Origin of the sequence: Stenotrophomonas nitritireducens, from assembly GCF_001431425.1 — a bacterium.
GTDB classification, from domain to species: Bacteria; Pseudomonadota; Gammaproteobacteria; order Xanthomonadales; family Xanthomonadaceae; genus Stenotrophomonas; species Stenotrophomonas nitritireducens.
This window is the reverse complement of record NZ_LDJG01000005.1, coordinates 100,350-125,373: the sequence shown is the minus strand read 5'-3', so window position 1 is coordinate 125,373 and position 25,024 is coordinate 100,350. Positions and strand designations below refer to the sequence as shown.

Annotated in this window: 22 protein-coding genes and 1 tRNA gene; 17 read left to right on the top strand and 6 right to left on the bottom strand. The window is 69.0% G+C overall.

Annotated features, from left to right (window positions below):
- Nucleotides 1-80 precede the first annotated feature (80 nt).
- The 3 genes from rpoD (at nt 81) to ABB22_RS04340 (ending at nt 4,555) form a co-directional block, all read left to right on the top strand.
- Nucleotides 81-1,937, top strand: a complete 1,857-nt coding sequence (gene rpoD, locus ABB22_RS04350) for an RNA polymerase sigma factor RpoD (protein ID WP_055770681.1) — start codon at nt 81-83, stop codon at nt 1,935-1,937.
- A gap of 165 nt (nt 1,938-2,102) precedes the next feature.
- Nucleotides 2,103-4,412, top strand: a complete 2,310-nt coding sequence (locus tag ABB22_RS04345) for a GH92 family glycosyl hydrolase (protein WP_425477782.1) — start codon at nt 2,103-2,105, stop codon at nt 4,410-4,412.
- Between the two features lie 67 nt (nt 4,413-4,479).
- Nucleotides 4,480-4,555, top strand: a tRNA-Ile gene (locus ABB22_RS04340).
- A gap of 258 nt (nt 4,556-4,813) precedes the next feature.
- Here the strand turns inward: ABB22_RS04340 and ABB22_RS18065 are convergent.
- Nucleotides 4,814-5,059 (bottom strand): hypothetical protein, encoded by a 246-nt coding sequence (locus tag ABB22_RS18065; protein ID WP_152984031.1) that lies wholly within the window; start codon nt 5,057-5,059, stop codon nt 4,814-4,816.
- A gap of 760 nt (nt 5,060-5,819) precedes the next feature.
- On the opposite strand from ABB22_RS18065, the gene ABB22_RS04330 reads away from it, so the two are divergent.
- The gene (locus tag ABB22_RS04330) at nt 5,820-8,501 is read left to right on the top strand and encodes a bifunctional diguanylate cyclase/phosphodiesterase (protein WP_235504326.1); all 2,682 of its coding nucleotides are present in this window, start codon (nt 5,820-5,822) and stop codon (nt 8,499-8,501) included.
- 8 nt (nt 8,502-8,509) lie between these two features.
- Here the strand turns inward: ABB22_RS04330 and ABB22_RS04325 are convergent, their stop codons facing one another.
- Nucleotides 8,510-9,352, bottom strand: a complete 843-nt coding sequence (locus ABB22_RS04325; RefSeq protein ID WP_055770668.1) for a class I SAM-dependent methyltransferase — start codon at nt 9,350-9,352, stop codon at nt 8,510-8,512.
- Nucleotides 9,353-9,542: 190 nt separating this feature from the next.
- On the opposite strand from ABB22_RS04325, the gene ABB22_RS04320 reads away from it, so the two are divergent.
- Both ABB22_RS04320 and ABB22_RS04315 read left to right on the top strand, forming a co-directional pair.
- Nucleotides 9,543-10,475 carry a hypothetical protein gene (locus ABB22_RS04320; RefSeq protein ID WP_152984030.1) on the top strand — a complete coding sequence of 311 codons (933 nt, stop codon included), beginning with the start codon at nt 9,543-9,545 and terminating at the stop codon, nt 10,473-10,475.
- A 246-nt stretch (nt 10,476-10,721) separates the two neighbouring features.
- Nucleotides 10,722-11,795, top strand: a complete 1,074-nt coding sequence (locus tag ABB22_RS04315; protein WP_055770662.1) for a chitinase — start codon at nt 10,722-10,724, stop codon at nt 11,793-11,795.
- Nucleotides 11,796-11,850: 55 nt separating this feature from the next.
- Here ABB22_RS04315 and ABB22_RS04310 read toward each other — a convergent pair whose 3' ends face one another.
- Nucleotides 11,851-12,168, bottom strand: coding sequence for an ASCH domain-containing protein (locus ABB22_RS04310; protein WP_055770659.1), 318 nt, complete (start codon nt 12,166-12,168; stop codon nt 11,851-11,853).
- 116 nt (nt 12,169-12,284) lie between these two features.
- Here ABB22_RS04310 and ABB22_RS04305 point away from each other — a divergent pair, with 116 nt between their 5' ends.
- Nucleotides 12,285-13,052 carry a lytic transglycosylase domain-containing protein gene (locus ABB22_RS04305; protein ID WP_055770656.1) on the top strand — a complete coding sequence of 256 codons (768 nt, stop codon included), beginning with the start codon at nt 12,285-12,287 and terminating at the stop codon, nt 13,050-13,052.
- 17 nt (nt 13,053-13,069) lie between these two features.
- Here the strand turns inward: ABB22_RS04305 and ABB22_RS04300 are convergent, their stop codons facing one another.
- Nucleotides 13,070-13,531, bottom strand: coding sequence for a hypothetical protein (locus ABB22_RS04300; RefSeq protein WP_055770654.1), 462 nt, complete (start codon nt 13,529-13,531; stop codon nt 13,070-13,072).
- 85 nt (nt 13,532-13,616) lie between these two features.
- Between ABB22_RS04300 and ABB22_RS04295 the strand changes: the two genes are divergently transcribed.
- Nucleotides 13,617-15,701, top strand: a complete 2,085-nt coding sequence (locus tag ABB22_RS04295; protein WP_055770652.1) for an NHL repeat-containing protein — start codon at nt 13,617-13,619, stop codon at nt 15,699-15,701.
- Nucleotides 15,702-15,722: 21 nt separating this feature from the next.
- On the opposite strand, the gene ABB22_RS04290 is transcribed toward ABB22_RS04295, so the two are convergent.
- Nucleotides 15,723-16,097 (bottom strand): YciI family protein, encoded by a 375-nt coding sequence (locus ABB22_RS04290; protein WP_055770649.1) that lies wholly within the window; start codon nt 16,095-16,097, stop codon nt 15,723-15,725.
- Between the two features lie 169 nt (nt 16,098-16,266).
- Here ABB22_RS04290 and ABB22_RS04285 point away from each other — a divergent pair, with 169 nt between their 5' ends.
- From ABB22_RS04285 to ABB22_RS04245, 9 genes are all read left to right on the top strand, one after another.
- A complete protein-coding gene (locus ABB22_RS04285) occupies nt 16,267-16,698 on the top strand; it encodes a YciI family protein (RefSeq protein WP_055770646.1) in 432 nt (143 codons plus the stop codon).
- Between the two features lie 35 nt (nt 16,699-16,733).
- Nucleotides 16,734-17,171, top strand: a complete 438-nt coding sequence (locus ABB22_RS04280; RefSeq protein WP_055770643.1) for a VOC family protein — start codon at nt 16,734-16,736, stop codon at nt 17,169-17,171.
- A complete protein-coding gene (locus ABB22_RS04275; protein WP_055770640.1) occupies nt 17,168-17,578 on the top strand; it encodes a VOC family protein in 411 nt (136 codons plus the stop codon). Before ABB22_RS04280 ends, ABB22_RS04275 begins: the two co-directional genes overlap by 4 nt.
- Before the next feature lie 64 nt (nt 17,579-17,642).
- The gene (locus tag ABB22_RS04270; protein ID WP_055770637.1) at nt 17,643-17,999 is read left to right on the top strand and encodes a DUF1428 domain-containing protein; all 357 of its coding nucleotides are present in this window, start codon (nt 17,643-17,645) and stop codon (nt 17,997-17,999) included.
- Nucleotides 18,000-18,090: 91 nt separating this feature from the next.
- A complete protein-coding gene (locus ABB22_RS04265; RefSeq protein ID WP_055770635.1) occupies nt 18,091-19,344 on the top strand; it encodes an RNA polymerase sigma factor in 1,254 nt (417 codons plus the stop codon).
- 152 nt (nt 19,345-19,496) lie between these two features.
- Nucleotides 19,497-21,116 (top strand): M28 family metallopeptidase, encoded by a 1,620-nt coding sequence (locus tag ABB22_RS04260; RefSeq protein ID WP_425477781.1) that lies wholly within the window; start codon nt 19,497-19,499, stop codon nt 21,114-21,116.
- Nucleotides 21,117-21,312: 196 nt separating this feature from the next.
- Entirely contained in the window at nt 21,313-22,587 is a 1,275-nt protein-coding gene (locus ABB22_RS04255) for a sensor histidine kinase (protein ID WP_055770633.1), read from the top strand.
- The gene (locus ABB22_RS04250) at nt 22,577-23,350 is read left to right on the top strand and encodes a LytR/AlgR family response regulator transcription factor (RefSeq protein WP_055770630.1); all 774 of its coding nucleotides are present in this window, start codon (nt 22,577-22,579) and stop codon (nt 23,348-23,350) included. The genes ABB22_RS04255 and ABB22_RS04250 overlap by 11 nt, the downstream gene beginning before the upstream one ends.
- A gap of 33 nt (nt 23,351-23,383) precedes the next feature.
- Nucleotides 23,384-23,728, top strand: a complete 345-nt coding sequence (locus tag ABB22_RS04245) for a hypothetical protein (RefSeq protein ID WP_055770627.1) — start codon at nt 23,384-23,386, stop codon at nt 23,726-23,728.
- A gap of 36 nt (nt 23,729-23,764) precedes the next feature.
- On the opposite strand, the gene ABB22_RS04240 is transcribed toward ABB22_RS04245, so the two are convergent.
- On the bottom strand, nt 23,765-24,367 hold the full coding sequence (locus ABB22_RS04240) for a hypothetical protein (RefSeq protein WP_055770624.1): 603 nt from the start codon (nt 24,365-24,367) through the stop codon (nt 23,765-23,767).
- Between the last annotated feature and the right edge of the window lie 657 nt (nt 24,368-25,024).

Below are 25,024 nucleotides of genomic sequence, written 5' to 3'. Positions count from 1 at the left end.
ACCACCGCCCGGCAAGCGTTATGCTGCGCTGGTATAATAGTAGGTTCTCTATCTTTCCCTGCCGGTGGCGCGAGCACTACATGGCCAACGAACGTCCTGCCCAGCAATCCGATATCAAACAACTGATCAGCAAGGGCCTGGAACAGGGCTACCTGACCTACGCCGAAGTCAACGACCACCTGCCCGACGACATGGTCGACCCGGAGCAGATCGAGGACATCATCGGCCTGATCACCGGCATGGGCATCGATGTCCATGAGGTGGCGCCCGATGCCGACACGCTGATCCTGAGCGATGGCAACACCGGCAACCGCGAGGTGGATGATACCGCCGCCGAGGAAGCCGCCGCCGCACTTACCGCGCTCGACACCGAAGGTGGCCGCACCACCGACCCGGTGCGCATGTACATGCGCGAGATGGGCACGGTCGAGCTGCTGACCCGCGAAGGCGAGATCGCCATCGCCAAGCGCATCGAGGAAGGCCTGAGCCAGGTGCAGGCCGCGCTGGGCACCTTCCCGCCGGCGGTCGAATCCGTGCTGGCCGATTACGAGCTGCACAAGGAAGGCAAGAAGCGCCTGGCCGAGATCATCGTCGGCTTCAACGACCTGGTCGAAGAAGCGCCGGCGCCCGCGGCTGCCGCCGACAGCGACGATTCCCGCGACGACAGCGATGCCGAGGCCGACGAGGACGAGGACGATGTCAGCGGCGACGAGGATACCGGCCCGACCGGCCCGGATCCGGTCGAAGTCGCCAACCGCATGGAACAGCTGGCCAGCGACATGGCCAAGTTCAAGAAGGCCCACGCCAAGGGCGATACCAAGACCCAGACCAGGCTGCGCGAGGAGCTGTCGGCGACCTTCGTGACGCTGAAGCTGCCGCTGCCGCTGACCGACGTGCTGGTCCGCCTGCTGCGCGACACCATGGGCCGGATCAAGGCCCAGGAGCGCCGCGTGCTGCACCTGGCCACGGTCACCGCGCGCATGCCGCGCAAGGACTTCATCCGTTCCTGGGAAGGCAACCAGACCAACCTGGAATGGGTCGAGGACGCGATCAAGCGCAAGCAGAAGTGGTCGTCGGCGCTGCGCGACGTCAAGGACCAGATCGTCGCCGAGCAGCAGGCCACGCTCGACGTGGAGAAGGATTCGCACCTGAGCCTGGACGAGCTGAAGGAAATCAGCCGCGTCATGGCCTACGGCGAAGCCAAGGCGCGCAAGGCCAAGAAGGAAATGGTCGAGGCCAACCTGCGCCTGGTGATCTCCATCGCCAAGAAGTACACCAACCGCGGCCTGCAGTTCCTGGACCTGATCCAGGAAGGCAACATCGGCCTGATGAAGGCCGTGGACAAGTTCGAATACCGCCGCGGTTACAAGTTCTCGACCTACGCCACCTGGTGGATCCGCCAGGCGATCACCCGCTCGATCGCCGACCAGGCACGCACCATCCGTATTCCGGTGCACATGATCGAGACGATCAACAAGCTCAACCGCATTTCCCGCCAGATGCTCCAGCAGTACGGCCGCGAGGCCACGCCGGAGGAGCTGGCCAAGGAAATGGACATGCCGGAAGACAAGATCCGCAAGGTGATGAAGATCGCCAAGGAGCCGATCTCGATGGAAACCCCGATCGGCGACGACGAGGATTCGCATCTGGGCGACTTCATCGAGGACACCAACGTGGAGTCCCCGATCGACAACACCACCAACATCAACCTGTCCGAAACCGTGCGCGACGTGCTGGCCGGCCTCACCCCGAGGGAAGCCAAGGTGCTGCGCATGCGCTTCGGCATCGACATGAACACCGACCACACCCTGGAAGAGGTCGGCAAGCAGTTCGACGTCACCCGCGAGCGCATCCGCCAGATCGAGGCCAAGGCGCTGCGCAAGCTGCGCCACCCAAGCCGTTCGGAACAGCTGCGCAGCTTCCTGGACATCGACTGACCGTTCCGCAGCGCCATCGCGGCATGGAGGAAAAGGCCCCGCATCGCGGGGCCTTTTCGTTTTGCGGTGTCGCGCCATCCCCTGCGGCGGTGGCGGTGGTATTTTCGACGCCTGCATTGGATCGGTCCAAGGGGGCGGGCGATGGCGGTCGGACAGGCGAAGTGGATGATGGCGCTGGTGCTGCTGGCGGGCACGGCGATGGCGGGGGAGAACGTCGGCGAACGCGCTGTAGCGGCGGTCGATCCGTTCATCGGCACCGGCGGCGAGGGCCACACCTATCCGGGTGCGACGGTGCCGCACGGCATGATCCAGCTCAGCCCCGACACGCAGATCAGGTCGCGCAAGGAAGGTTATGGCTGGGCGGCCGGCTACCGCCACGACGACAGCACCATCGTCGGCTTCTCGCACACGCACTTCTCCGGCACTGGCCATTCCGATCTCGGCGACGTCCTGCTGATGCCGATCGCCGGTGAGGTGAAGTACGAGCGCGGCGATGCCGGCAAGCCGCGCAGCGGCTATACCTCGCGCTTCGATCACCGCAGCGAGCGCGCAGAGCCGGGCTATTACGCCGTCACCCTGGACGACTACGGCGTTCGCGCCGAACTGACCGCCAGCGCACGCGTCGGCATGCACCGCTACGCCTTTCCCGCGAACCAACCGGCGCACGTGCTGGTCGATCTGCGCACCAGCATGTACGACTACCCGGGCAAGATCCTGTGGTCGCGCCTGAGGCTGCGCGCGGACGGCACCGTGACCGGCTTCCGCGAAACCCGTGGCTGGGCGCCCGGCCGCCAGCTGTATTTCGCCATGCGCTTCTCGCGGCCGGTCACCGGGCATGCCTTCCACGACACCGAGACCGACGTCGCCTACCGCGGCTTTCCGCCGCCGGCAGAAAAGGACCCGGGCGCACGTGCGCAGATCGAAGGCCGGCAGCTGGTCGGCAGCTTCGATTTCGGCGAGGGCGGGCGCGAACCCCTGCTGGTGAAGGTGGCGATCTCGCCGGTCAGCGAGGACAACGCCATCGCCAACCTCGATGCCGAAGCGCCCGGCTGGGATTTCGACGGCATGCGTGCCGCCGCTAGCGCGCAGTGGGCGCAGGCCCTGGCGGCGGTGGACGTGGACGCATCGCCGGCGCAGCGCACCGGCTTCTACACCGCGCTGTACCACAGCATGCTCGGCCCGACGCTGTTCATGGACAGCGATGGCCGCTACCGCGGCCCGGACAACGCCGTGCACCAGGCGCAGGGCTGGACCAACTATTCGACCTTCTCGCTGTGGGACACCTACCGCGCGCTGCATCCGCTGATGACCCTGCTGCAGCCGCCGCAGCGCAGCAGCGACATGGTCAATTCGCTGCTGGCCGCGCGTCGCGAAAGCCCCTACGGCATCCTGCCGGTGTGGTCGTTCCACGGCCTGGAGACGTGGTGCATGATCGGTTACCACGGCGTACCGGTGATCGCCGACGCCTACATGAAGGGTATCGGCGGCTTCGATGCGGACGAGGCGCTGCAGGCGATGGTCGCCAGCGCCGACTATGGTCCCTATGACGGCATCGCCCAGTACCGCGAACTGGGCTGGGTGCCGATCGACGAGGAAGGCGAGGCGGCGAGCAAGACGCTGGAATACGCCTACGACGACTGGAGCATCGCGCGCATGGCCAAGGCGATGGGACGCGGGGACGTCGCCGCGGAATTCGCCAGGCGCGCCGGCAACTGGAAGCACGCCTTCGATCCTGCCACCGGCTTCATGCGCGCGCGCAGGCGCGACGGCAGCTTCCGCGAACCGTTCGATCCCGCTGCCAGTGGCTACGGCAGCGACTACACCGAAGGCAATGCCTGGCAGTACTCGTGGTACGTGCCGCAGGACGTGGCCGGGCTGGCCGCCGCGCACGGCGGTGCGGACAAGCTGCTGCAACGACTCGACGAAGTGTTCGACGCCAAGGTGGATCCGGCGGTGTTCGAACACATGGAAGACATCACCGGCCTGATCGGCTGGTACGCGCATGGCAACGAGCCCAGCCACCACGTCGCCTATCTCTACGCCTACGCCGGCCAGCCATGGCGCACCCAGGCACGGCTCAAGCGGATCATGGACACCCAGTACGCCCCGCGCCCGGATGGACTGGCCGGCAACGACGACCTGGGCCAGATGTCGGCGTGGTACGTGTTCACCGCGCTGGGCTTCTATCCGGTCACGCCGGGCAGCAACGAGTACATCATCGGCCGCCCGTTCCTGCCGCGTGCCACCTTGAACCTGCCCAACGGCAAGCGCTTCACCATCGTCGCCGACGGCCTGGACGACGCCCATCCCTACATCGGCAGCGCCACCCTCGACGGCAAGCCGCTGCACCGCGCCTTCCTGCGCCACGAGGAGATCACGGCTGGCGGCGAGCTGCGCTTCACCATGCAGGCCGGGCCGAACCGCGAATGGGGCACGCACCCGGACGCCAGGCCGTACTCGCAGTCCACGCATTGAGGCGGGTGCGCGGAAGCGGGCCGGTGGCCGCGTGCGCCGGCCTCCACTACACTTGCGCACCGGCAGCGGGCCTATAGCTCAACGGTTAGAGCAGAGGACTCATAATCCTTTGGTTCCAGGTTCGAATCCTGGTGGGCCCACCACGCGGATCAAGGGTTTGCGTCGTTGCCGCCCTCTTCTTCCCCGGCCTTTTCGCCTTCCCGCCTACTCGGTGCCCACAGCGTCGCCGCTGTGTTCGTTGGCCTCCACTTCACTGCCCTGCAGGCGTGGAGGGCGGGACGGCCAGCGCCCTGGCGCGGTACGGGAGTCGCGGCGAACCACGTGCCGTCGCCCGCGCCGCTGCAATCAATGGTCTGGGAGCAGGCGTGCCTGGTGAGGCCGGCTGTCGTTCGCCACCGGTCTCAACTGACGACCAGCGCCCAGGATGCATTCGATCCGTTGAAGCGGTAGCGAAGGCCTTCATGGTCGATCTGGCGCGCGAGATTGCCCTGTTCGTCCACCAGTATGTGCAGGTCGACGAGGACGTCCCGGCGGGCGTTGACTGCCTGGTATACGAGTGTTTCCAGCGGGACTTGTTCAGTTGCCAGCAGGGTGACGGCGCGCCGTTCCAATCCCGGTCCCTGCAGGAACATGTTCACTTCTTTCAAGGCAGCTCTCCTTGACGATGGGTCCCCTGGTTGTGGTTGGCAACGCTGCTTGTCTTCCATTCGACATGGCGATGGCAGGCGGCAGCGGGCAGGCCGCCGGCACAGCGCCGCATCGCGTCCGCTTCGAAGGCGCATGCAGGCGGTCCCGGCTTCCGTGCGAAGGGCGGCGGGCATCGGCTCCGTCTCGACGCGCATCCGTCCTGCAGAGGGCTCCGGGTGCGTCCCGCCAGATTGGAGGGGTTCCTGATCGCCGAAGCCGGCGCCGGGCGCGTGGCCCGGCAGCTGGCTGTACATCGGCGCGGTTTGCAGTGCCGCCTGGCCGAGTGTCGAGGTATACACAGGCCCAGGTTAAGAGAAGGGAATGCGCCTGTAGGCCGCGACCTGCGGTACATGAAGGTGAATGCCTGCACGCCCTTCAGGGGCCGTACGTTCGCCTCAGGCGGGGCGGCGCGATGGTTGTCGTACTGGCCGGTGCGGCAGTGCGGGGCGGCCGACGGGGGCAGGCCGCAGGATCGGCGTGGTGAGTAGAATCGTGGCGTTCCATCGCGCCCCATCGACCGCTTCTGCGCCGGGTGGTGGAGTGGATGGGGAAGTCCGTTCGTAGTGCGCGTTGCCGGGGCCGCTTCCTGCCGCCGGCGTACTGGAGTTCGGGTATCTGGCAGGGGCCGTATGGACGACAGCGGGACGATGACGGTTCACGGGATTGCGGCGGCAACGGCGGGCCGATGGGCTGCCATGATCATTCCGCGGGGATATGCGCATGCATGACGCTTCCGTGGAGCGTGGCGGCGGCGATGCGCCGCGGCATATGTCCACCACGCCACTATGGGGCCTGCTGGTACTGGTGGCAGGCCTGGCGCTGACTGCCTGGCTGGCGCTCGGCGAGTGGAAGGGCGAGCGCGGCCGGGTGCAGTCCCTGCAGCGCTCGCTGGCCGATGCGGCGCCCGCGCGCCTGCGCGAACCGCTGGCTGGCGCCGCGCTGGGATTGCGGGCGATGCAGACCGTGCTGCTGGCCGGCACCCCGCAACTGGACCAGGGCACGTTCGACAGCTACCAGCGCAACCTGCGTTCGCAGGAATGGATCCATGGTTATGTGCTGATTGCCTTCGCGCAGCGGCACGGGGACGCCGGCAACGATGGCGGCGCCACCTACCGTTACCAGTACGTGGCGCCCCTGGAAGGGAACGAAGTGCTGGTGGGGTTCGACATCGCCCGGCAGCCGGAAAACATGGAAGCGCTGCGGCGCGCGCGCGATGCCGATGCGCCGGCCCTGTCCGCGCCGTTCCAGCTGCTGCAGTTCCGCGACCGGCAGGGAACGGGCGACATGGGCATCACCGTGCGCCTGCCCGCGTATACGCCGGGCGCCATGCCGGCCACCGTGGACGAACGCCGCGCGCGCGAACTGGGCGCGCTGGCGGTGAGCGTGCGCCTGGAACCGATGGTCCGCCAGGCCCTGTACGGCCGGATCCTGGACCACATGGACGTGGAGATCCGCGACCTGGGGGCCCTGCCCGCGCATGCGCGGGTGTTCGCCAGCGCGCCGTTGCCGGCCGATGCCGCGTCGCTGCAGGTGCGGCGCATGGAGTTCGGCGGGCGTACGTGGGAGCTGCGCCTGTGGCCGCGCGCGCCGATGGGAGCGTGGGGGCAGCTGCGGCTGATCGTCATCGGCGGCAGTTCGATCAGCGTGCTGCTGGCCCTGTTCCTGTGGTCGCAGGCGACCCTGCACCGCCGCGCGGTCGAACTCGCGCGGCGGATGAGCGCCCGCTTCGGCGAAAGCGAAGCGCGCTTCCAGGCCCTGAACGAGATGCTGCCGGCACTGGTGCTGGTGGCCGACGCCCGTGACGGACGCATCCGCTACGCCAACCGCGCGGCGAGGACACAACTGGGCAATGTGGCCGGCGAGCCGCTGGAGGGCCTGTTCGCCGATGCCGCGCAGGGCCGGGCGGCGGTCGCTGCTACCCTCGTGGAAGGAAACTGGAACAGCCAGGAAGCATTCGTGGTGCGCGGCGCCGATGCGGCGCTCTGGGTGAACGGCTCGCTGGCCATGCTGGACATGGACCATGTGCCCCACCTGCTCATGGTGGCCGGCGATACCAGCGCGCAGCGCGAGATGACCGAGCGCCTGCGTTACCAGGCCACGCACGACGAACTCACCGGGCTGTGCAACCGCCGCGAGTTCGAGCGCTGCCTGCGCCAGGCGCTGCTCGACCGCGGCGATGCCGGCGCCGCATCGTTCGCGCTGATGTACATCGACCTGGACCAGTTCAAGCTGATCAACGACCTGTCCGGGCATACCGCGGGCGACCAGCTGCTGGTGCAGCTGTCGCAGGCGATGCGCCGCCACATCCGCGACGGCGACCTGCTGGCGCGCCTGGGCGGCGATGAATTCGGCCTGCTGGCGTCCGGCGTGGACAAGGCGCAGGCCGACCAGCTGGCCGAGCAGGTGCGCGCCTGCATCGAGCGTTCGACGTTCTGCTGGCTCGGACGCAGCTACACGGTGAGCGCCAGCATCGGCCTGGTGCTGGTCGATCGTCCCGGATGCACCCTGAAGGACCTGCTGGCCTGGGCGGACAGCGCCTGCTACCAGGCCAAGGAAGACGGCCGCAATCGCGTATGCGTGTACCGCGACGATGCCGACGCCACCCGCCGCATGGGCGAGATGGAATGGGCCAGCCGGCTGCGCCGGGCGATGGAGCAGGACCGCCTGCTGCTGGACTACCAGGAGATCGTGCCGCTGTCGGCCGGCGCCAACCCGGTCACGCGCGTGGAGCTGCTGCTGCGCATGCGCGGCGAAGATGGCAGCGTGATCGCGCCGGGCGTATTCATGGTGGCGGCCGAGCGATATGGCCTGATGCCGGCCGTGGACCGCTGGGTGATCCGGACCGCCCTGGCCAATTTCGCCAACCTGCATCCCTGCGGCAACCGCCTGCAGAACTGCGCCATCAACCTCTCCGGCGCCAGCCTGGAGGACGAAGGGCTGGCCGATTTCATCCTCGATGCCATCGCCCGCAACGGCGTGCCGCCGCAACGCCTGTGCCTGGAAATCACCGAGACCGTGGCGGTGCGCGATCTGCTGCGCGTGGTGCGGGTGATCGAGCGGCTGCGCGCGGCCGGCTGCCGCATCGCGCTGGACGATTTCGGCGCCGGCATGGCCTCGTTCGGTTATCTGAAGAACCTGCCGGTGGACGTCATCAAGATCGACGGCAGTTTCGTGCGCGACCTCGGCCGCGACCCGATGAGCCGGACCATCGTCGATGCCGTCACCCGCATCGGCCACCAGCGCGGGGCCAAGGTCGTAGCCGAGTGGGTGGACGACCTGGGCACCCTGGATCTGCTGCGCGAGCTGGGCGTGGACAGCGCGCAGGGTTTCGCCCTGCATCGTCCGCAGCGGGTGGTGTTCCAGCGCGAGAACCTGGAGCGGCGGGAAGGGCGCGATGCGTAGCGCGCCGCTCAGGTGCGGACGGCGAACACCCCGTCCAGTTCCGGGCGCGCGCGGAAGCCTGCCTTCGTCAGGCGCGTGGCGACCTCGCGGGGAACATCGCGGCCGCTGGTAAGCTTGTTGGGCGTGCCGGTGTAGTGGAACAACTGGCCGCCCCGGCGCAGCACGCGCGCCAGATGGTCGTAGAACGCCTGCGAATACAGTTCGCCGGCGATGCCGAAGCGCGGCGGGTCATGCAGCACGGCATCGACCGAGGCATCCGCGATGTCCGCGATGGCCAATGAGACGTCGCCGTGCGCGAGCGTCAGGCGCCCACCCGCGGCGTCGGACTCCGGGTCCGGCGACCAGGGATTGAGCGTACGCAGCCACAGCACCTCCGGGCTCTTTTCGAACGAACGCACGGCCGCCACGCCGGCTTCCAGGCAGCAGGCGGCGAAATAGCCCATGCCGCCGCAGGTATCGAGCACCTGCTTGCCGCGCGGCGCGATCAAGGCGACCTTGCGGCGCGCGTCATCCATCGGCGACAGCTGCGCGCTGACCAGCATCTTGATGCCGTCGATCTCGAAGGTCGGCACGCCCCACCCGGTCGGCACCAGCTTGTACAGGCCGCTGCCGAACCGCGAGGCGGGGGCGAAATCCTCGCCGTCCCAGTAGTAGACGGTGCGGTCCTTCAGCCGTTCGGGCCAGGGGTAGTCGCTGCCACGCCACCGCCAGTGATCTGCCTCCAGCCGGACCTCGTCGCTGCCGCGCCCCAGGTCGAACGAACCGGCCCATGTCGGCCTGCCGCTGCGGCGCGCGTCGAGCATGGCCTTCAGCAGCGGGCGGGTGAGCAGGGGACCGGAGTAATGGGGCATGCGCGGAGCGGCCCTGCGGAAAGGGCCGGTGACGGAAAGGGCGGCCATCGTAACCCGCGCCCGGACCAAGCGGCGGCGGGCGCGGTAGCGGCCATGGAACTCGTTGCGCCGCGGCCGGTCTGTTGCTGTCATGGTTGCACCACGGCGGCTTCATGCGCGCCCGTGCAGAGATACCCGGCGATGGAAAGGCATGCAGGATTCACGTGGTCGCGAACCGTTGTCCCACCGCATCGGCGCCGCTCTGGCGACTGGGGCGGTCCTCTGCCTGTTCGCGCGCGTGCTCTGGCAGGTGCCCGAGGCGGAGACCGATGGCCGCGCGCAGCGGCTGCAGGTGCGCTGGCTGCCGCGCCAGCACGATGAGGCGCAGCTGCCGCCGCCGACGGCGGTGACGCGGGAAACGCCGGTCGCATCCCGCGACACCGCGCCGTCATCGCCGGAGCTCCGGCCTCCCCCGTCGACCGTCGCCACGCCTCCGTCCGCCATCGCACCGGCAGCGTCCGCGGACTGGTCGCAGCGCCTGTACGACAGCCACGGCGAGATCGCCCTGCCCCAGGACATCGCCAGCGATGGCCGCACGCGCGCAACCGGCGAGCGGGTATTCGAGCACCGCGACGAACTGGCGACGGGGGTCGGCGAACGCGCTACCGCCGGGCTGTTCTCGAAACGGGCAGCCGGAACCCGGCAGTCGCGCAAGGAGAAATGGCTCTATGGCGAGGATATCCAGCCGGCCGAAGCGCGGCGCCCACCCGATGTCGCGTTCAATCCGTCCCTGCACGAGAGCGCGTCCGACCTGGGCAGCGAGGCGACCGGCGATGCCTACAAGGCCGCGCCGATCCGCCATGAACCGCTGCCCGGCCTCGATGGCGAGGCCAGCCGCCGCCTCCGTGCCGCCATCGGCGAGCTGGAACGGCGCTATCCGCGTTGCAGCGGCGAGCTGCGCAGCCGCTGGTCCGCCACCGCGCTGCAGCACCTCGATGCGCTCGAGCGGCTGGAATACCGCTACCGCCACGGTGCCGATCCGGTCGAGGCCGAACACACGCTGCCGTCGGCGGCCGACAGCGCCTACGACCTGGCGCGGCGCGCGCTGTGGGATGCCGAGCGGCGCATGAAGACCTGCGGTTGAGCGTCGGCGCCAGCCGAAGGCCGGTCCGGGAGCTCCGCGTTGCCGGCGGGGGCGGTGCGTTGTCCTTGTCGCCGCTGCCAGTAGCGGCATGCGACAGCCCGCCGACAGCCGGCGCCGGCGCGTACGGGACAGCGCCCGGACTGGCCCGGGCCATTTCCGGACAACTTGTCCAACTTCATGTTCCGGAAGGTTTTTCTGTCCTGGAGGCTGTCTAGAATCGGGCTTCCTCCACCGCATGGGATTGCGATGAAGCCGATCGGCCTGTTGTCGTGCGCGCTTGTTCTCCTCACCACGTTCGGTTGCCAGGCCAGGCAGAACGAACCTGTCCAGTCGCAGGTGGGTATCGCACCGGGCAACAGCCACGCCCTGCCCAGGCACGCGCTGATCGGCTATCTGCACAATTTCGACAACGGCACCGGGGTGTTGCCGGTGGGCCAGGTCGATGACAGCTGGGACGTGATCGTGCTGGCCTTCGCCGACGACATGGGCGAGGGCAAGGTGGCGTTCAATCCGGATCCGGCGCTGGAGCGCACCCAGCTGATCGCCGATATCGCGGCCAAGCGCGCGCAGGGCAAGATCGTGGCGCTGTCGTTCGGCGGCGAGCTGGGCACGGTGACCTTGAACACCCGTCGCGAGGAGGACAACTTCGTCGCCACCACCGCCGAGGCCATCGACGCCTTCGGCCTGGATGGCATCGACATCGACCTGGAGAAGATCGCCGGAGTGACCCACGACGCCCCGGTGGTTGCGCACCTGGTTTCGGCGGTCAAGCGCCTGCACCGCATGTATTCCAACCTGTACGTCTCGATGGCGCCGGAGCACCCGTATGTGCAGGGCGGCTTCGTGTCGATGGAGGGCATCTGGGGCGCCTACCTGCCGCTGATCGACGGCCTGCGCGATGAGCTGGATCTGCTGCACGTGCAGCTCTACAACAACGGCGGGCTGCCGACTCCCTACCGCGCCGAGGAGTATCCCGGCGGCAGCGTGGACATGATGGTCGGCTCGGCCCGGATGCTGATCGAAGGCTTCGCGCTGGCCGGCGGCAAGGGCCGCTTCGAAGGCCTGCGCGCCGACCAGGTGGCGCTGGCGCTGCCGTCGGGGCTGCGCGCGGCCGGCAACGGCCATGCGATCCCGGCCGATATCAACCGCGCCTTCGATTGCCTGACCACCGCCACGCAGTGCGACCAGGTCGCGCCGACGCGGCCGTACCCGGATTTCCGCGGGGTGATGACCTGGTCGATCAACTCGGACGTGGTCGACGGGCGCGCCTTCTCCGAAGCGGTCGGCAAGCACCTGCGCGCAGCCAGCGCCGCGCGCTGAGCGTCCACGCAGTCTGCCGCAACGGCGCCGCGCCGATCCGCGGCGCCGATCCCGTTCAGTCCAGCACGAAGTGCACCAGCGTCACCGTCTCATCGGGCTGGAAGCCGGGGTAGATCTGCTGCAGCACGTCCAGCAGCCCATCCGGCGTCCGGCAGGCGGGATCGTGCTCGTCGCGCAGGTCGGCGGCGGTAAGGGTGCTGAACTGGCGCAACTCGGTGGCCAGCGTCACCGTGGGCTGCGGCTGGCCGGCCGCACACTGCAGGCGCGCCTGGGCCACGCCGTGCCAGCGGTTGCCACGGCGAACGCTGGTATTGCGGCCGCGATGGAACAGTGGATTGACGAAGGTCAGCAGCGGTGCGGGCGAGAGATCCATGGCGGGTTCCGGGAAAGCGTTGGTTCGGTTCAAGTGGCAGGGCGCCAGGATCCATCACCCCGGGTTCGCAGAACCGGGTCCAGCATCGCCTTCTGCGATGGAAGGCGCGCAAGACGATGCCGCGTACGGTTGCGATGGTCCTGCTGCTGTATCTGCCGTGGGCGCCGGTGCAGGCCCGCACGGTATACCGCTGTCTGCAGAAAGGCACGGTGAGCATGGCCACCGCGCCGGAGCCCGGCTCCCGCTGCGAAGCCATCGTGATCGACGACAACGCCGTGCAGACGCCCAACCTATGGGGCGACTTCGGGGTGTTCAGCGGTACCTTGTACGAGCGTGAGCAGGACGGCGCGCTGGTCTATTCCACCCGCAACCTGCCTGGTTCGCGGCCATACCTGCGCTTCACCGTCGCCACGCCGCCGGGAGAACCGGCGCACGCCGGGCTGGGCCAGGTCGGCAAGCCGCAATTGAACCGACACGCCCCCCAGTTCCGCGCTGCCGCCAGGGCCACGGGCGTGGATGACGCATGGTTGCGGGCCGTGGCCCATGCCGAAAGCGGGTTTGACGAAACGGCGGTTTCAGCCAAGGGCGCGCAGGGGGTGATGCAGCTGATGCCGGAAACCGCCAGCGAGTACGGCGTGGCCGATCCGCTGTCGGCGGCGCAGTCGATCGATGGCGGCGCCCGCTACATGAAGGCGCTGCTGCGCCGCTACAACGGCGACCGCAGCCTGGCCGCTGCCGCCTACAACGCCGGTATCGGCGTGGTCGCCCGCTATGGCGGGGTGCCGCCCTATGCGGAAACGCGCCAGTACGTGGACAAGGTGCTGACGCTGTACGAGCGCTATCGGCGGGCCATGGGCCGCGCACCGGAGCTGCCGGCGTTGTAGCGTCCCTTGCCGGGCGGTCAGCGGTGCGGCGGCTGCAGGAGGCGCAGCTGGCCTGATCCCAGGTGGTGCATCAGTTCGCGCAGCACCAGCAGCGCGGCGACGAAACCGGGATGTTCCGGTAGTCCTGCCGCCCTGGCGGGCAGGCCCGCGGCCACCTGTGCCACCTGGTTGAATGCGCGCTCGACCTGTTCGATATCGAGCAGCTGCTCCGGCTGCTCCGGCAGGCCCAGCAGTCCGGCCAGCGGTTGCAGCACGGCGTCGCTGCAGTCCAGCCGCAGATGCGGATGCGCGCGCAGCGCCGGAATCTGCGGCATCAGCGCGTCCTCGGTGCGGGCGATGGCCTGTTCCAGCGCCGCCTCCGATGGCGGGAAGCGGCGCAGGCCGTCCTCCAGCAGCGACGCCAGGGTCAGCGGCAGGCCGATGCCCGGACCGTGCGCGGGCTGCAGGCGGATCGGGTTTTCGTCCAGGTAAAGATGCATCGGGGCTCCCGCGCGCAGGGCCCGGGCGGTTCCGCCATCGGCCGTGAGCGTCTATCGTGCCCGGTCCGCAGTGGGTTGGATGTAAATGGAACGAAGGCATTGGGTGATGGCCGTGGCGGTGCTGACGGGCGGCGCATTGGCGGCCAGCTATCTGTGGGCGCCGCGTGCGCCGCAGGCGGCGGTGCCGGCCGCGACGCCGCTGGGCTGGCGCGCGCAGGTCGAACTGCTGGCCGGCGATGGTGTCGAGGGCGATGTCGTCGGCCCGGGGGCGCAGAGCCGCTTCAGCGATCCCTGGGGCGTGGCGATGGATGCCGGCGGCACGCTGTACGTGGCCGACGCAGGCGACAACAACCGCATCCTTTACCGCTGGCTGGACGGCGACTTCCATCTGCTGGCCGGCAGCGGCGAGGGCTTTGCCGATGGCCGCGGCGCCGCGGCCGCGTTCAACACGCCCTCGGGCATCGCCCTGGACCGGCACGGCAATCTTTACGTGGCCGATACCGGCAACCACGCCATCCGCAGGATCACCCCGCAGGGCGAGGTCACCACCATCGCCGGCAGCGGCCGCGCTGGTTTTGCCGACGGCAGCGGCCGGCTCGCGCAGTTCAACGGACCGATGGGCGTGGCGGTTGGCGCCGACGACCGCATCTACGTCGCCGATACCTGGAACGACCGGATCCGGGTCATCGATCCCGACGGGCAGGTGACGACGCTGGCCGGCGGCGCGCAGCCGGGCTGGGTCGATGGCGCAGGCAGCCAGGCGCGCTTCGATACTCCGACCGACCTGGCGCTGGCGGCCGATGGCACGCTGTGGGTTGCCGATCTGCAGAACAACGCCTTGCGCACCATTACGCCGTCCGGAACGGTCAGCACCCGGCTGGGCGGCGGCGACGGCGAGCGCGTGCTGTGGGGGCCGATGGCCCTGGCATTGACCCATGACGGCGTCGCCTATGTGGGCGAGCGGCTGAGCGGGCGCGTGGTGCAGGTCTCGCCACACGGCCATGTGGTCGCCGTGGCCGGTGACGACGCGCGGCGTTTCGCGCGCCCGGCCGGACTGGCGCTGGCAGCCGATGGCAGCCTGTTGCTGGCCGATGCCGATGGCCACCGCCTGCATCACCTGCAACCGCGGCAGCCGGGCGAACCGCCGCTGGCGACACCCGTGGGGCCGTCGCCGGACAATCCGCTGCCGCGCAACCAGGGCCGCTGGCCGCTGGCCCCGCAGACCGGCTGGCATGAGGTGACCGGCACGCTGGGCGAGGTCCGCGGCGATTTCCGCGGGGAGAGCCGCCACCACCTGCACAGCGGCTTCGACGTGCGCGGCGACGTCGGCCAGACCGTGCTGGCGATTGCCGGCGGCAAGGTCAGCAGTCCGGCCTCGACCTGGACGCTGGGCGGGCAGGCCGAGGGTCTGTCGCTGGACAAGCTCGACTACATCCACATCAAGGTGGGGCGCGATGCCGCCAATCGCGCGCTGGATCCGGCGCGCATGCAGCTGCTGTATGACGACGCGGGCAAGCTTGAGCGGGTGCGGGTGCGCCGCGGCACCCGCTTCCAGCCCGGTGACGCGCTGGGCAGCATCAATTCCCAGGCCCACGTGCATCTGGCAGTGGGGCCTTCCGGCTATGAGCGCAACGCGGTGCGGCTGGGCTTTGCCGGCTACGCAGACCATGTCGCGCCGAAGATCGACGACATCGCCCTGCTCGATGGCAACGGCCAACGGCTGCGCGAAACGCGCGACGGCCGCCTCGTCGTGCCGCGCGACGCCGGCGGCCTGCAGCTGGTGGTCGAGGCCTGGGACCAGGTGGACGGCAACCTGCCGCGCCGCCGCCTCGGCCTGTACGCGCTGGGCTACCAGATCCTCGATGCCGCGGGCCGGGCGCTGCCCGGTTACGAGCGGCCGCGGATGAACATCGAGTTCAACCGCATGCCCCCGCAGGCCGACGCGGTGAAGGTGGCCTACGCCGAAGACAGCGGCATCACCGTCCACGGCAGCGCGGTGACGCGGTTCCGCTACGTGCTCACCAACACGGTGCGCGATGGGCGGCTGGCGAGCGGCGCGCTGCAGGCGGAAGAACTGCCGCCCGGGGAACATGTGATCCGGATCACCGCGAAGGATTACAGCGGCAACGAGGCCGGCGAACGTCGCGAACTGCGGATCGTGGCGCGCTGAACGGGTCGGCTGGGCGCGCGATCAGGCGCCCAGCCGCATCCGCTCCATCTGCAGGTCCTCCACCTCGCGCACCTCGATGCTGCCGTAGGCCGCCCAGGGGAACTGCCGGGCGATGCGCATGGCATCGTCCACGTCGGCCGCTTCGATCAGGTTGAAGCCGGCCAGGACCTCGCGGGTCTCGGCGAAGGGGCCGTCGGTGATGCGCGGCTCGCCGTTGCGGGTGCGCAGGGTCCGGGCGGTGGCCGGGGGCTGCAGCTTCTGCGCCATCTGCAGCGTGCCCTGCGCCTGCAGGGCGTCGGCGTGGAGCAGGCAGCGGCGCATCTGCGCGTCGTATTCCTGCGGCGGCAGCGACTGCAGCAGTTCCGGGTCGATGTAGATCAGCAGCAGGAATTTCATGGCAGGCGCCGGTCGGGGTGAGCCGCCATGATCGCGCAGGGAACCGGTCGCGCGGCAATCATTAACGCGTTCATGAAAAAGACCGTCAGCCTTGTCGATACCGTCGGCGCCGGTTCGTCGTATCGGGTGTGAAGCGGATCATCCGGTCCGCAACCGTCAAGGCACGGCGATGAAAGTGATGGTGATCGTGAAGGCGACGGCCGCCAGCGAGGCCGGGGTGATGCCCACCCAGGCCGAACTGGCGGCGATGGGCGCCTACAACGAGCGGTTGGTGGAGGCCGGCATCATGCTGGCCGGCGAGGGCCTGCATCCGAGCCGGCGCGGCGCGCGGGTGCGGTTCGACGGTGCGCGGCGCAGCGTCATCGACGGACCGTTCGCCGAGACGAAGGAGCTCATCGCCGGCTTCTGGCTGTGGCAGGTGCGCTCCATGGACGAGGCGGTGGAGTGGCTCAAGCGCGCGCCCTTCAATCCCGACGGTAGTACGCCGGTGGAGGTGGAGATCCGCCCGTTCTTCGAGGCCGAGGACTTCGGCGACGCCTTCACCCCTGAATTGCGCGCGCAGGAGCAACGTCTGCGCGAGCGCATCGACAGCAACGATTGACCCCTTTCCAAAACCCCGACGACAGGAGCTGCACGATGAAACTGATTCCCTTCCTGGGCTTCAACGGCAACACCCACGAGGCGATGGCCTTCTATGCCAGGGCGCTGGGCGGCAAGGTGGTGTCGGAAATGAAATACGGCGACATGCCGCCGAGCCCGGACATGGATGCCGAAGGCTGCGGCGGCTTCATGCCGCAGCCGGAGCATGTCGCACACTGCCAGGTCGAAGCCGGCGGCGCGATCCTGATGGCGGCCGACGGCCCGTCCGCCGACGGGCAGGGCGCGACCACCATCAACGTCGACGTGGACAGCGTCGAGGAGGCCGAGCGCGTGTTCGCCGCGCTGGCCGACGGCGGCCAGGTTCAGATGCCGCTGGCCGAAACATTCTGGGCCAGACGCTGGGGCATGCTGGTAGATCGCTATGGCAAGCCATGGATGGTCAACTGCATGAAGCCGATGGACGGGGGGCAGTGAGCATGGCCACGCCGCAGATGATCTTCGTCAACCTGCCGGTGCGCGACCTGGATGCATCCAAGGCGTTCTTCGCCGCGCTCGGATACACCTTCAACCCGCAGTTCACCAACCAGGACGCGGCCTGCATGGTCGTCAGCGACAGCATCTACGTGATGCTGCTGGTGGAGCCGTTCTTCCAGACCTTCACCCGCCAGCCGCTGTGCGACGCGCGCCGGCAGACCGAGGTCATCACCTGCCTGTCGGCGACCAGCTGCGCGGCGGTGGATCAGCTGGTGGACAAGGCGCTCGCCGCCGGCGCGAGCGAGCCGATGCCGGCACGCGACTACGGCTTCATGTACCAGCGCGGCTTCCAGGACCTGGACGGCCACCTGTGGGAGATCGCCCACATGGACGGCGAACCCGGTTGATCCGCGGACGGCCGCGAACCCGCGCGGCCGCATCCGTCGCATTCCATGGGTGGAGGAGACAACGATGAGCTACGTGGATGGTTTCGTACTGCCGGTGCCGCAGGGGCGGCTGGCCGAATACCGGCGCATGGCCCGCCTGGGCGGCAAGGTGTGGAAGGAGCATGGCGCGCTGGCCTACCTGGAAGCGGTGGCCGATGACGTCAAGCCGGGCAAGCACACCTCGTTCCCGCAGGCGGTCAAGCTCAAGCCCGATGAAGTGGTGATCTTCGCCTACATCATCTATCGCTCGCGCGCGCACCGCGACCGGGTCAACGCCAAGGCCATGGCCGACCCACGCCTGGCCGGCATGGACGCCAGGAGCATGCCGTTCGACGGCAAGCGCATGTTCTGGGGCGGGTTCAAGGCCTTCGTCGATCTGTGACGGACAGGATGCCCGTCGCCACAGGCGGGGCGAGGGCATGGCGGTGCGGAAGCTTGCGCCTGCGGTGGCGCGATGCTGTGATCGCGGGCTGATGGAAACCCACGAAATCCGGCGCAGGCTCGATACGGTGTGGCGCATGGAGTCGCCACGCCTGATCGCGCGCCTGGCGCGGATGCTGGGCGACCTGGACAGCGCCGAGGAACTGGCCCAGGACGCGCTGGTCGCCGCGCTGGAACATTGGCCGCGGCATGGCGTGCCGGACAACCCCGCCGCATGGCTGACGACCACGGCCCAGCGCCGGGCGATCGACCTGCTGCGCCAGCGTCGCCTGCATGCCGGCAAGCACGCGGCGATGGCGCAGGAGCCGGACCACCAGGGGAGCGTCGTGCGCGACCACGAGCGCGAAGTGGAAGACGACATCGGCGACGACCTGCTGCGCCTGCTGTTCGTCGCCTGCCATCCGGTGCTGCCGGCCGACGCGCGCGTGGCGCTGACCCTGCGCCTGCTGTGCGGCTTGAGCACGGCCGAAATCGCGCGCGCGTTCCTGCTGCCGGAGGCCACCATCGCCCAGCGCATCGTCCGCGCCAAGCGCACCCTGGCCGAGCGCGGCGTGGCGTTCGAGGTGCCGCGACGGCAGGCGCTGCCGCCGCGGCTGCGCTCGGTGCTGGAGGTGGTCTACCTGGTCTTCAACGAAGGCTATGCGGCCAGTAATGGCGAGGACTGGATGCGCCCGGCGCTGTGCGAGGAGGCGCTGCGCCTGGGCAGGGTGCTGGCCGGGCTGATGCCCGTGTCGGCGCCGGTGCTTGGGCTGCTGGCATTGATGGAACTGCAGGCCTCGCGGATGAATGCGCGTACCGGCGCCGATGGCGGCGCGGTGCTGCTGATGGAACAGGATCGCAGCCGCTGGGACTGGCTGCAGATCGGCCGCGGCCAGCTGGCGCTGGAGAAGGCGCTGGCCCTCGGTGGCGACGACGATGCCTATGTACTGCAGGCGGCCATCGCCGAATGCCACGCGCGGGCGCGCCGCGCCGCGCAGACCGACTGGTCGCGCATCGCGCAGCTGTACGCGCGCCTGATGGCGGTGATGCCCTCGCCGGTGATCGAACTGAACCGCACCGTCGCGGTGGCGCGCGCACAGGGAGCGCAGGCCGCGTGGCCGCTGCTGGAAGCCCTGCAGGAAGACGGCCGGCTGGACGGCTACGCACCGCTGCATGCGGTGCGCGGCGACCTGCTCGAGCAGCTGGGCCGTCGCGGCGAAGCGCGCGCCGCCTTCGAGCGCGCCGCCGGCCTGAGCGGCAATGGCCGCGAGCGCGCCGCGCTGTTGGCCCGCGCGGGGAAAATGTAGCCGGAGCACGGACGGCAATGGCGACTTTGCCGATGCGGGCCGCTGCCCGTGCACTCCGGCACTGCCCGTCCAGCCGCGGCGCTGGCTACACTCCAGCGGTTGTCCGACCCTTGGAGATGGATGTGAAGCGAATTGTGATCAGCCTGCTGGCGATGTCGGTGTCCACCGCATTGATGGCCGCGCCGCCGAAATTCGATGGCGCGCGGATTTCCGCCGACGTGAAGGAACTGGCCTCCGACGCCTACGAAGGCCGTTCGCCGGCCACCGCTGGCGAGGAGAAGACCATCGCCTACCTGAGCCGCCAGTTCGCCGACGCCGGACTGCAGCCCGGCGGCGACCTGCAGGGCGGCAAGCGCCTGTGGACCCAGGCGGTACCGCTGCTCAAGGGCGACATCGTCGGCAAGCCGCAGCTGTCGCTGTCCAGCAAGGGCAAGCCGCAGGCGCTGACCCAGGGCCAGGAGATCGCGGTGCGCGCGGCCATGAACGGCGACAGCGCGGTGGCGATCAAGGACGCGCCGCTGGTGTTCGTCGGCTACGGCGTCAAGGCGCCGGAGCGTGACTGGGACGACTTCAAGGGCGTGGACCTGAAGGGCAAGATCGCGGTGATGCTGATCAACGACCCGGACTTCGAGACCGGCGTCGGCGATTTCGACGGCAAGGGCATGACCTATTACGGCCGCTGGACCTACAAGTACGAGGAAGGCGCGCGCCAGGGCGCCGCCGGCGTGCTGATCGTCCATGAGACCGCGCCGGCCTCCTACGGCTGGGCGACGGTGGCCGGTTCCAACACCAACACCATGTTCGACGTGGTCCGCGACAACCCGGCCGCGGCGCATCCGCCGCTGGAAGGCTGGATCCAGCGTGATCTGGCGGTGGACCTGTTCAAGCGTGCCGGGCTGGACTTCGAGGCGTTGAAGAAGCAGGCGCAGTCGCGCGGTTTCCGCCCGGTGGAACTGAAGGGCGAGACGTTCTCGGCCGACTACGCGGTCAAGACCGAGGTCATCACCTCGCATAATGTGATTGCACGCCTGGAGGGCAGCAGCCATCCGGACGAGACCGTGCTCTATTCCGCGCACTGGGACCACATCGGCGTCGGCGAGCCGGATGCGCGCGGCGACCGCATCTTCAACGGCGCGCTGGACAACGCCAGCGGCACCGCCTCGCTGCTGGAACTGGCCCGCGGCTTCGCCAAGGCACCGCGCCCGCAGCGTTCGGTGGTGTTCCTGGCGGTCACCGCCGAGGAGAAGGGCCTGCTGGGTTCGGAGTACTACGCCAGCCATCCGCTTTACCCGCTGGGCAAGACCGTGGCGCTGATCAACATGGACGGCATGGCGCCGTTCGGCCCGTCGCGCGATTTCGGCATCTACGGCTCGGCGCGTTTCGAGCTGCTGGACCAGCTCAAGGACGTGGCCAAGGGCTGGGACATCCGCTACACGCCGGACCCGAAGCCGGAGGCGGGCCTGTTCTTCCGCTCCGATCATTTCCCGTTCGCCAAGCGCGGGGTGCCGGCGCTGTCGTACTCGGCCGGCCAGGACTGGATCGACGGCGGCGTGGCGGCTGGCAAGAAGGCCTCGGACGACTACACCGCCAAGCGCTATCACCAGCAGGGCGACGAATGGCAGCCGGACTGGACCTTCGCCGGTGCCGCGCGCGACCTGGAAGTGGTCTACACGCTGGGCGAGCAGCTGGCCAACTCCCGCGCCTGGCCGAACTGGAGCGCCGACGAGCCGTTCCGCGCGGCGCGCGACGCCAGCGCCGACGAGCGCCGCTGAGCGCACTGCCGGCAGCTCTCCTCCCGCCGGGAGGGGCGCTGCCGCTTCGCGGACGCCGCCCGCATCGGGCGGCGTCCGCGTTTCCGGCCGGCGTTGCTGTCGTTCGTCCCCCCGATTCCCGTCTTCGTCGCATACCGCTTGTGTGCGGCCACCCAGCGCCTATGCTCGGCGCCACTGTCCAGCGGGGGAAGATTCGATGATCGCCAGCCTGTGGTTCTGCCTCCGCATCCTGATTGCCTGGGTGCTGGCGCTGGTCGCGCTGGGCATCGTATGGGCGCATGTGTTCGGCGATCCGGGCACGGTGTTCGCATTGCTGGTGATCGGCTCGCTGGTGATGGCCGCGGTCAATACCGCCAGCCACCTGCATCGGGTCAAGCTGGTGGCCGGCCGCCTGGACCACGACAGCCTGGCCAGCCGCCAGCGGCGCCAGATCGAACTGCCGCTGGATGCCGGGCAGGCGTTCGCGCTGGTGGAGTCGGTGATCACCGGGTTGCCGCGGGTCACCGACGTGGAGAGCTCGCCCGGCAGCCTGCAGCTGCGCGCCAAGCTGGGCCGCGTCGACCCCTACAACATGAGCCCGCCATCGCGCTGGAATCCGCGTTCGTGGCTGACGGTCAAGCGCAACCAGGTGTCGGCGACGGTGACGCCGGGTCAGGGCACCAGCAGCGTGACCCTGTTGTTCGAACCGGAGGCCGGCGCCTGGGTCGACCTGCTGATGGCCGACGAGGGCAGCAACCACGAGAACGCCGAAGCGGTCAGCCGCGCGCTGAGCCGGCGCGTGGCCGAGCAGCGCCGCGACGAGCGCGAATCGGCCGCGCGCACCGAGGCCGAGAAGGAACTGAGCGTGGCGCGGCTGAACCTGCTGCACGCGCAGGTCGAGCCGCATTTCCTCTACAACACGCTGGCCAACGCGCAGGTGCTGACCCGCACCGATCCCGAACGCGCCGACCGCATGCTCGGCCACCTGATCCAGTACCTGCGCAGTTCGCTGCCGGGCATCGACCAGTCGGTATCCACGCTGGGGCAGGAACTGGAGCGGGTACAGGCCTATCTTGAGATCCTGCGCATCCGCATGGGCGCCCGGCTGGCGCTGCAGATCGACGTGCCCGAATCCCTGCACGATGTCGCGCTGCCGTCGATGGCGCTGCAGACCTTGGTCGAGAACGCGATCAAGCATGGGCTGGAACCCAAGCCCGGCGGCGGCACGATCTGGTTGCTGGCGCGCGAATCCGATGGCCTGGTCAACCTCACCGTGGCCGACGACGGGCAGGGCTTCGGTGGCACCAGCAGCGGTACCGGCATCGGCCTGAAGAACCTGCGCGAGCGCCTGCGCCTGACCTGCGGGCCGGAGGCGGCCTTCGCCCTGGTCTCCAACTTCCCCAGCGGCGCCGCCGCGACGCTGACGCTGCCGCGCGCGAACACCGTGCCGCCGGTCGTTCCGCGGCTGCCGGAGCTGCCCCATGCATCTTGATGCCCTGATCGCCGAGGACGAACCGCTGCTGCGCCAGGCGTTGGCCGCGCAGCTGCAGCGGCTGTGGCCGGAGCTGCGCATCGTCGCCGAGTGCGAGGACGGCGCCGCCGCGCTGGAAACGCTGGAAACCTTGAAGCCGGACCTGGCCTTCCTCGACATCCGCATGCCCGGCGTCACCGGCATCGACGTGGCGCGGGCGCTGGAAACCCTCAGCCCGCAGACCCAGGTGGTGTTCATCACCGCCTACGACCAATACGCCATCGACGCCTTCGAGCGCGGCGCGGTCGACTACCTGCTCAAGCCGGTGGCCGACGAGCGCCTGCTGGCCACCCGCCAGCGCCTGCTCGCGCGGCTGCAGTCCGGCACGCCGGACCGGCGCCTGCTGGACCAGCTGCTGGAACAGCTGGCGCGGCGGCCGGCCGGGAAGAGCGACGCGCCGCCGCTGGCCTGGATCACCGCCAGCAACGGCCGCGAGACCCGGCTGGTGATGCTGGAGGACGTGCTGTATTTCCGCGCCGACAGCAAATACACCGCGGTGGTCACCGCCGGCGAGGAACTGCTGCTGCGCAGCTCGCTGCGCGAACTGGCGCAGGCGCTGGACCCGCAGTGCTTCCGCCAGGTGCACCGCTCCACCATCGTCAACATGAAGGCGGTGGCGGCGGTGAGCCGCGACGACAGCGGGCGCGGCGTGCTGCGGCTGAAGGACCGCAGCGAGACGCTGGTGGTCAGCCAACCGTTCATGAGCCTGTTCCGCGGCATGTGACTCCCTGCCTGCGGCCGTACAAGGAGAAGTGCCATGCAGTACCTGACTTTCCTGCTCGGCAGCCTGCTGGCGATGCTGGGCTACCGCGAACCGCCGGGGCAGACGTCGATCGTGCGCGTCAGCGGCGAGGCGGCCGTGCTCAGCCGCACCACGGTGTCCGGCGACCATGCCCGCTTCCAGTGCCTGCAGAGCGAGAGCGGCAACTGCTTCTACCGGCTGTACCGGGAACACTGCCGGGACGAGGGCGCCGGCGAGCTGTGCCAGCGCCAGGCGCTGGACGATTTCAGCGTGGTGGTCGGCAGCGTGCGCGACGTACAGGGGCTGCCGGCCGGCTTCGGCCAGCAGGTGCAGGCCCGCAAAGCGCAACGCCGCGACTGAGCGCGGCGTTGCGGGAAAAGCTCTGGAGCGGAAAGCTCAGAACGCCGGCTGCAGGCGCAGCCCATCGTCGCCGATGTGGTTGAGCTTGCCGACCAGTTCCGAGTGCTGCCGCATGCGGCCCAGTTCGCGCATGATGCGGATGTCCTCGTGGCGCAGCTCGCGCCGGGCGGCCACCGCCTGCTTGTAGTCCAGCACTTCCGGGTAGTGCCGGGCCATTTCCAGCGCATCGGCCACGGTCTCCACGCTGTCGGCGTCGGAACTGATGCGGGCGCGGCTGTTGAAGGCCTTCATCCAGCGCTCGAAGCCGGCCGTGTGGTCGAACATGTTGGCCATGAACCAGATCACGAACAGGATCGACACCCACGAGCCGAACACGATGACCACGCGGGTGAAGGTGATGTGGAAATCGTCGCGCCAAAGGTAATTGGTGATCAGCCCCAGGATCAGCAGCGAGGACGCCTGCCAGAGCACGATGGACGCCATCAGCCACTGGCACTTGGCCTTGGCCAGTATCGAAACCTCGTCGCGGATCTGCTCGTCGCTCAGGTTCTTCCAGTGCTCGACCTGCTTCTCGAACGGACTGCCGTACAGCTCATTGTCTTGCAGCAACAAACCCAAACCCTTGAACAACGCGATCATGTGGAGCTCCTTGCAGAAACTGGCTGGAACGAGCGACGGATGTGGCGTGGAACGATCTGGCGCTTCCAGTTCTAGCACTTTCATGCGGCGTGGCAATAGGGGCGATGCGAAAACCGGGCGGCCGGGCGAGGGCTGACCTTCGCCGCCGCGCTGGTTTTTTGCGCCGCGTCATCACGCAAGCCCCGGAAAGCGAAATCTAAAACGCGGCCACATGCTGCATCCGCACACGATGCAGGGATATGACCCAAAGGACACGCGAGCGGCACGCGGCCGGAGCATCGCCGGCGCATGCGCGCGCAGGCGCCCCGCCGTCCTGTAGAGCGGGGCAACGCCCCGCTGGAGCCTGCCGATCAAGCCCCCACCGGGCGCTGCCTGGCGCTACAGACATCGTGGTGAGGCGTCAGAAGGCGCTGCGGAAATCGTGCGGCCTTGTAGAGCGGGGCAACGCCCCGCTGGAGCCTTGCCGATCAAGCCTCTGCCGGGCGCTGCCCGGCGCTACAGACATCGTGGGGAGGTGTCGGACGACACCACGGATATCGTGCAGCCTTGTAGAGCGGGGCAACGCCCCGCTGGAGCCTTGCCGATCAAGCCCCCGCCGGGCGCTGCCCGGCGCTACGGACATCCTGGGGAGGTGTCGGACGGCGCCGCGGACATCGT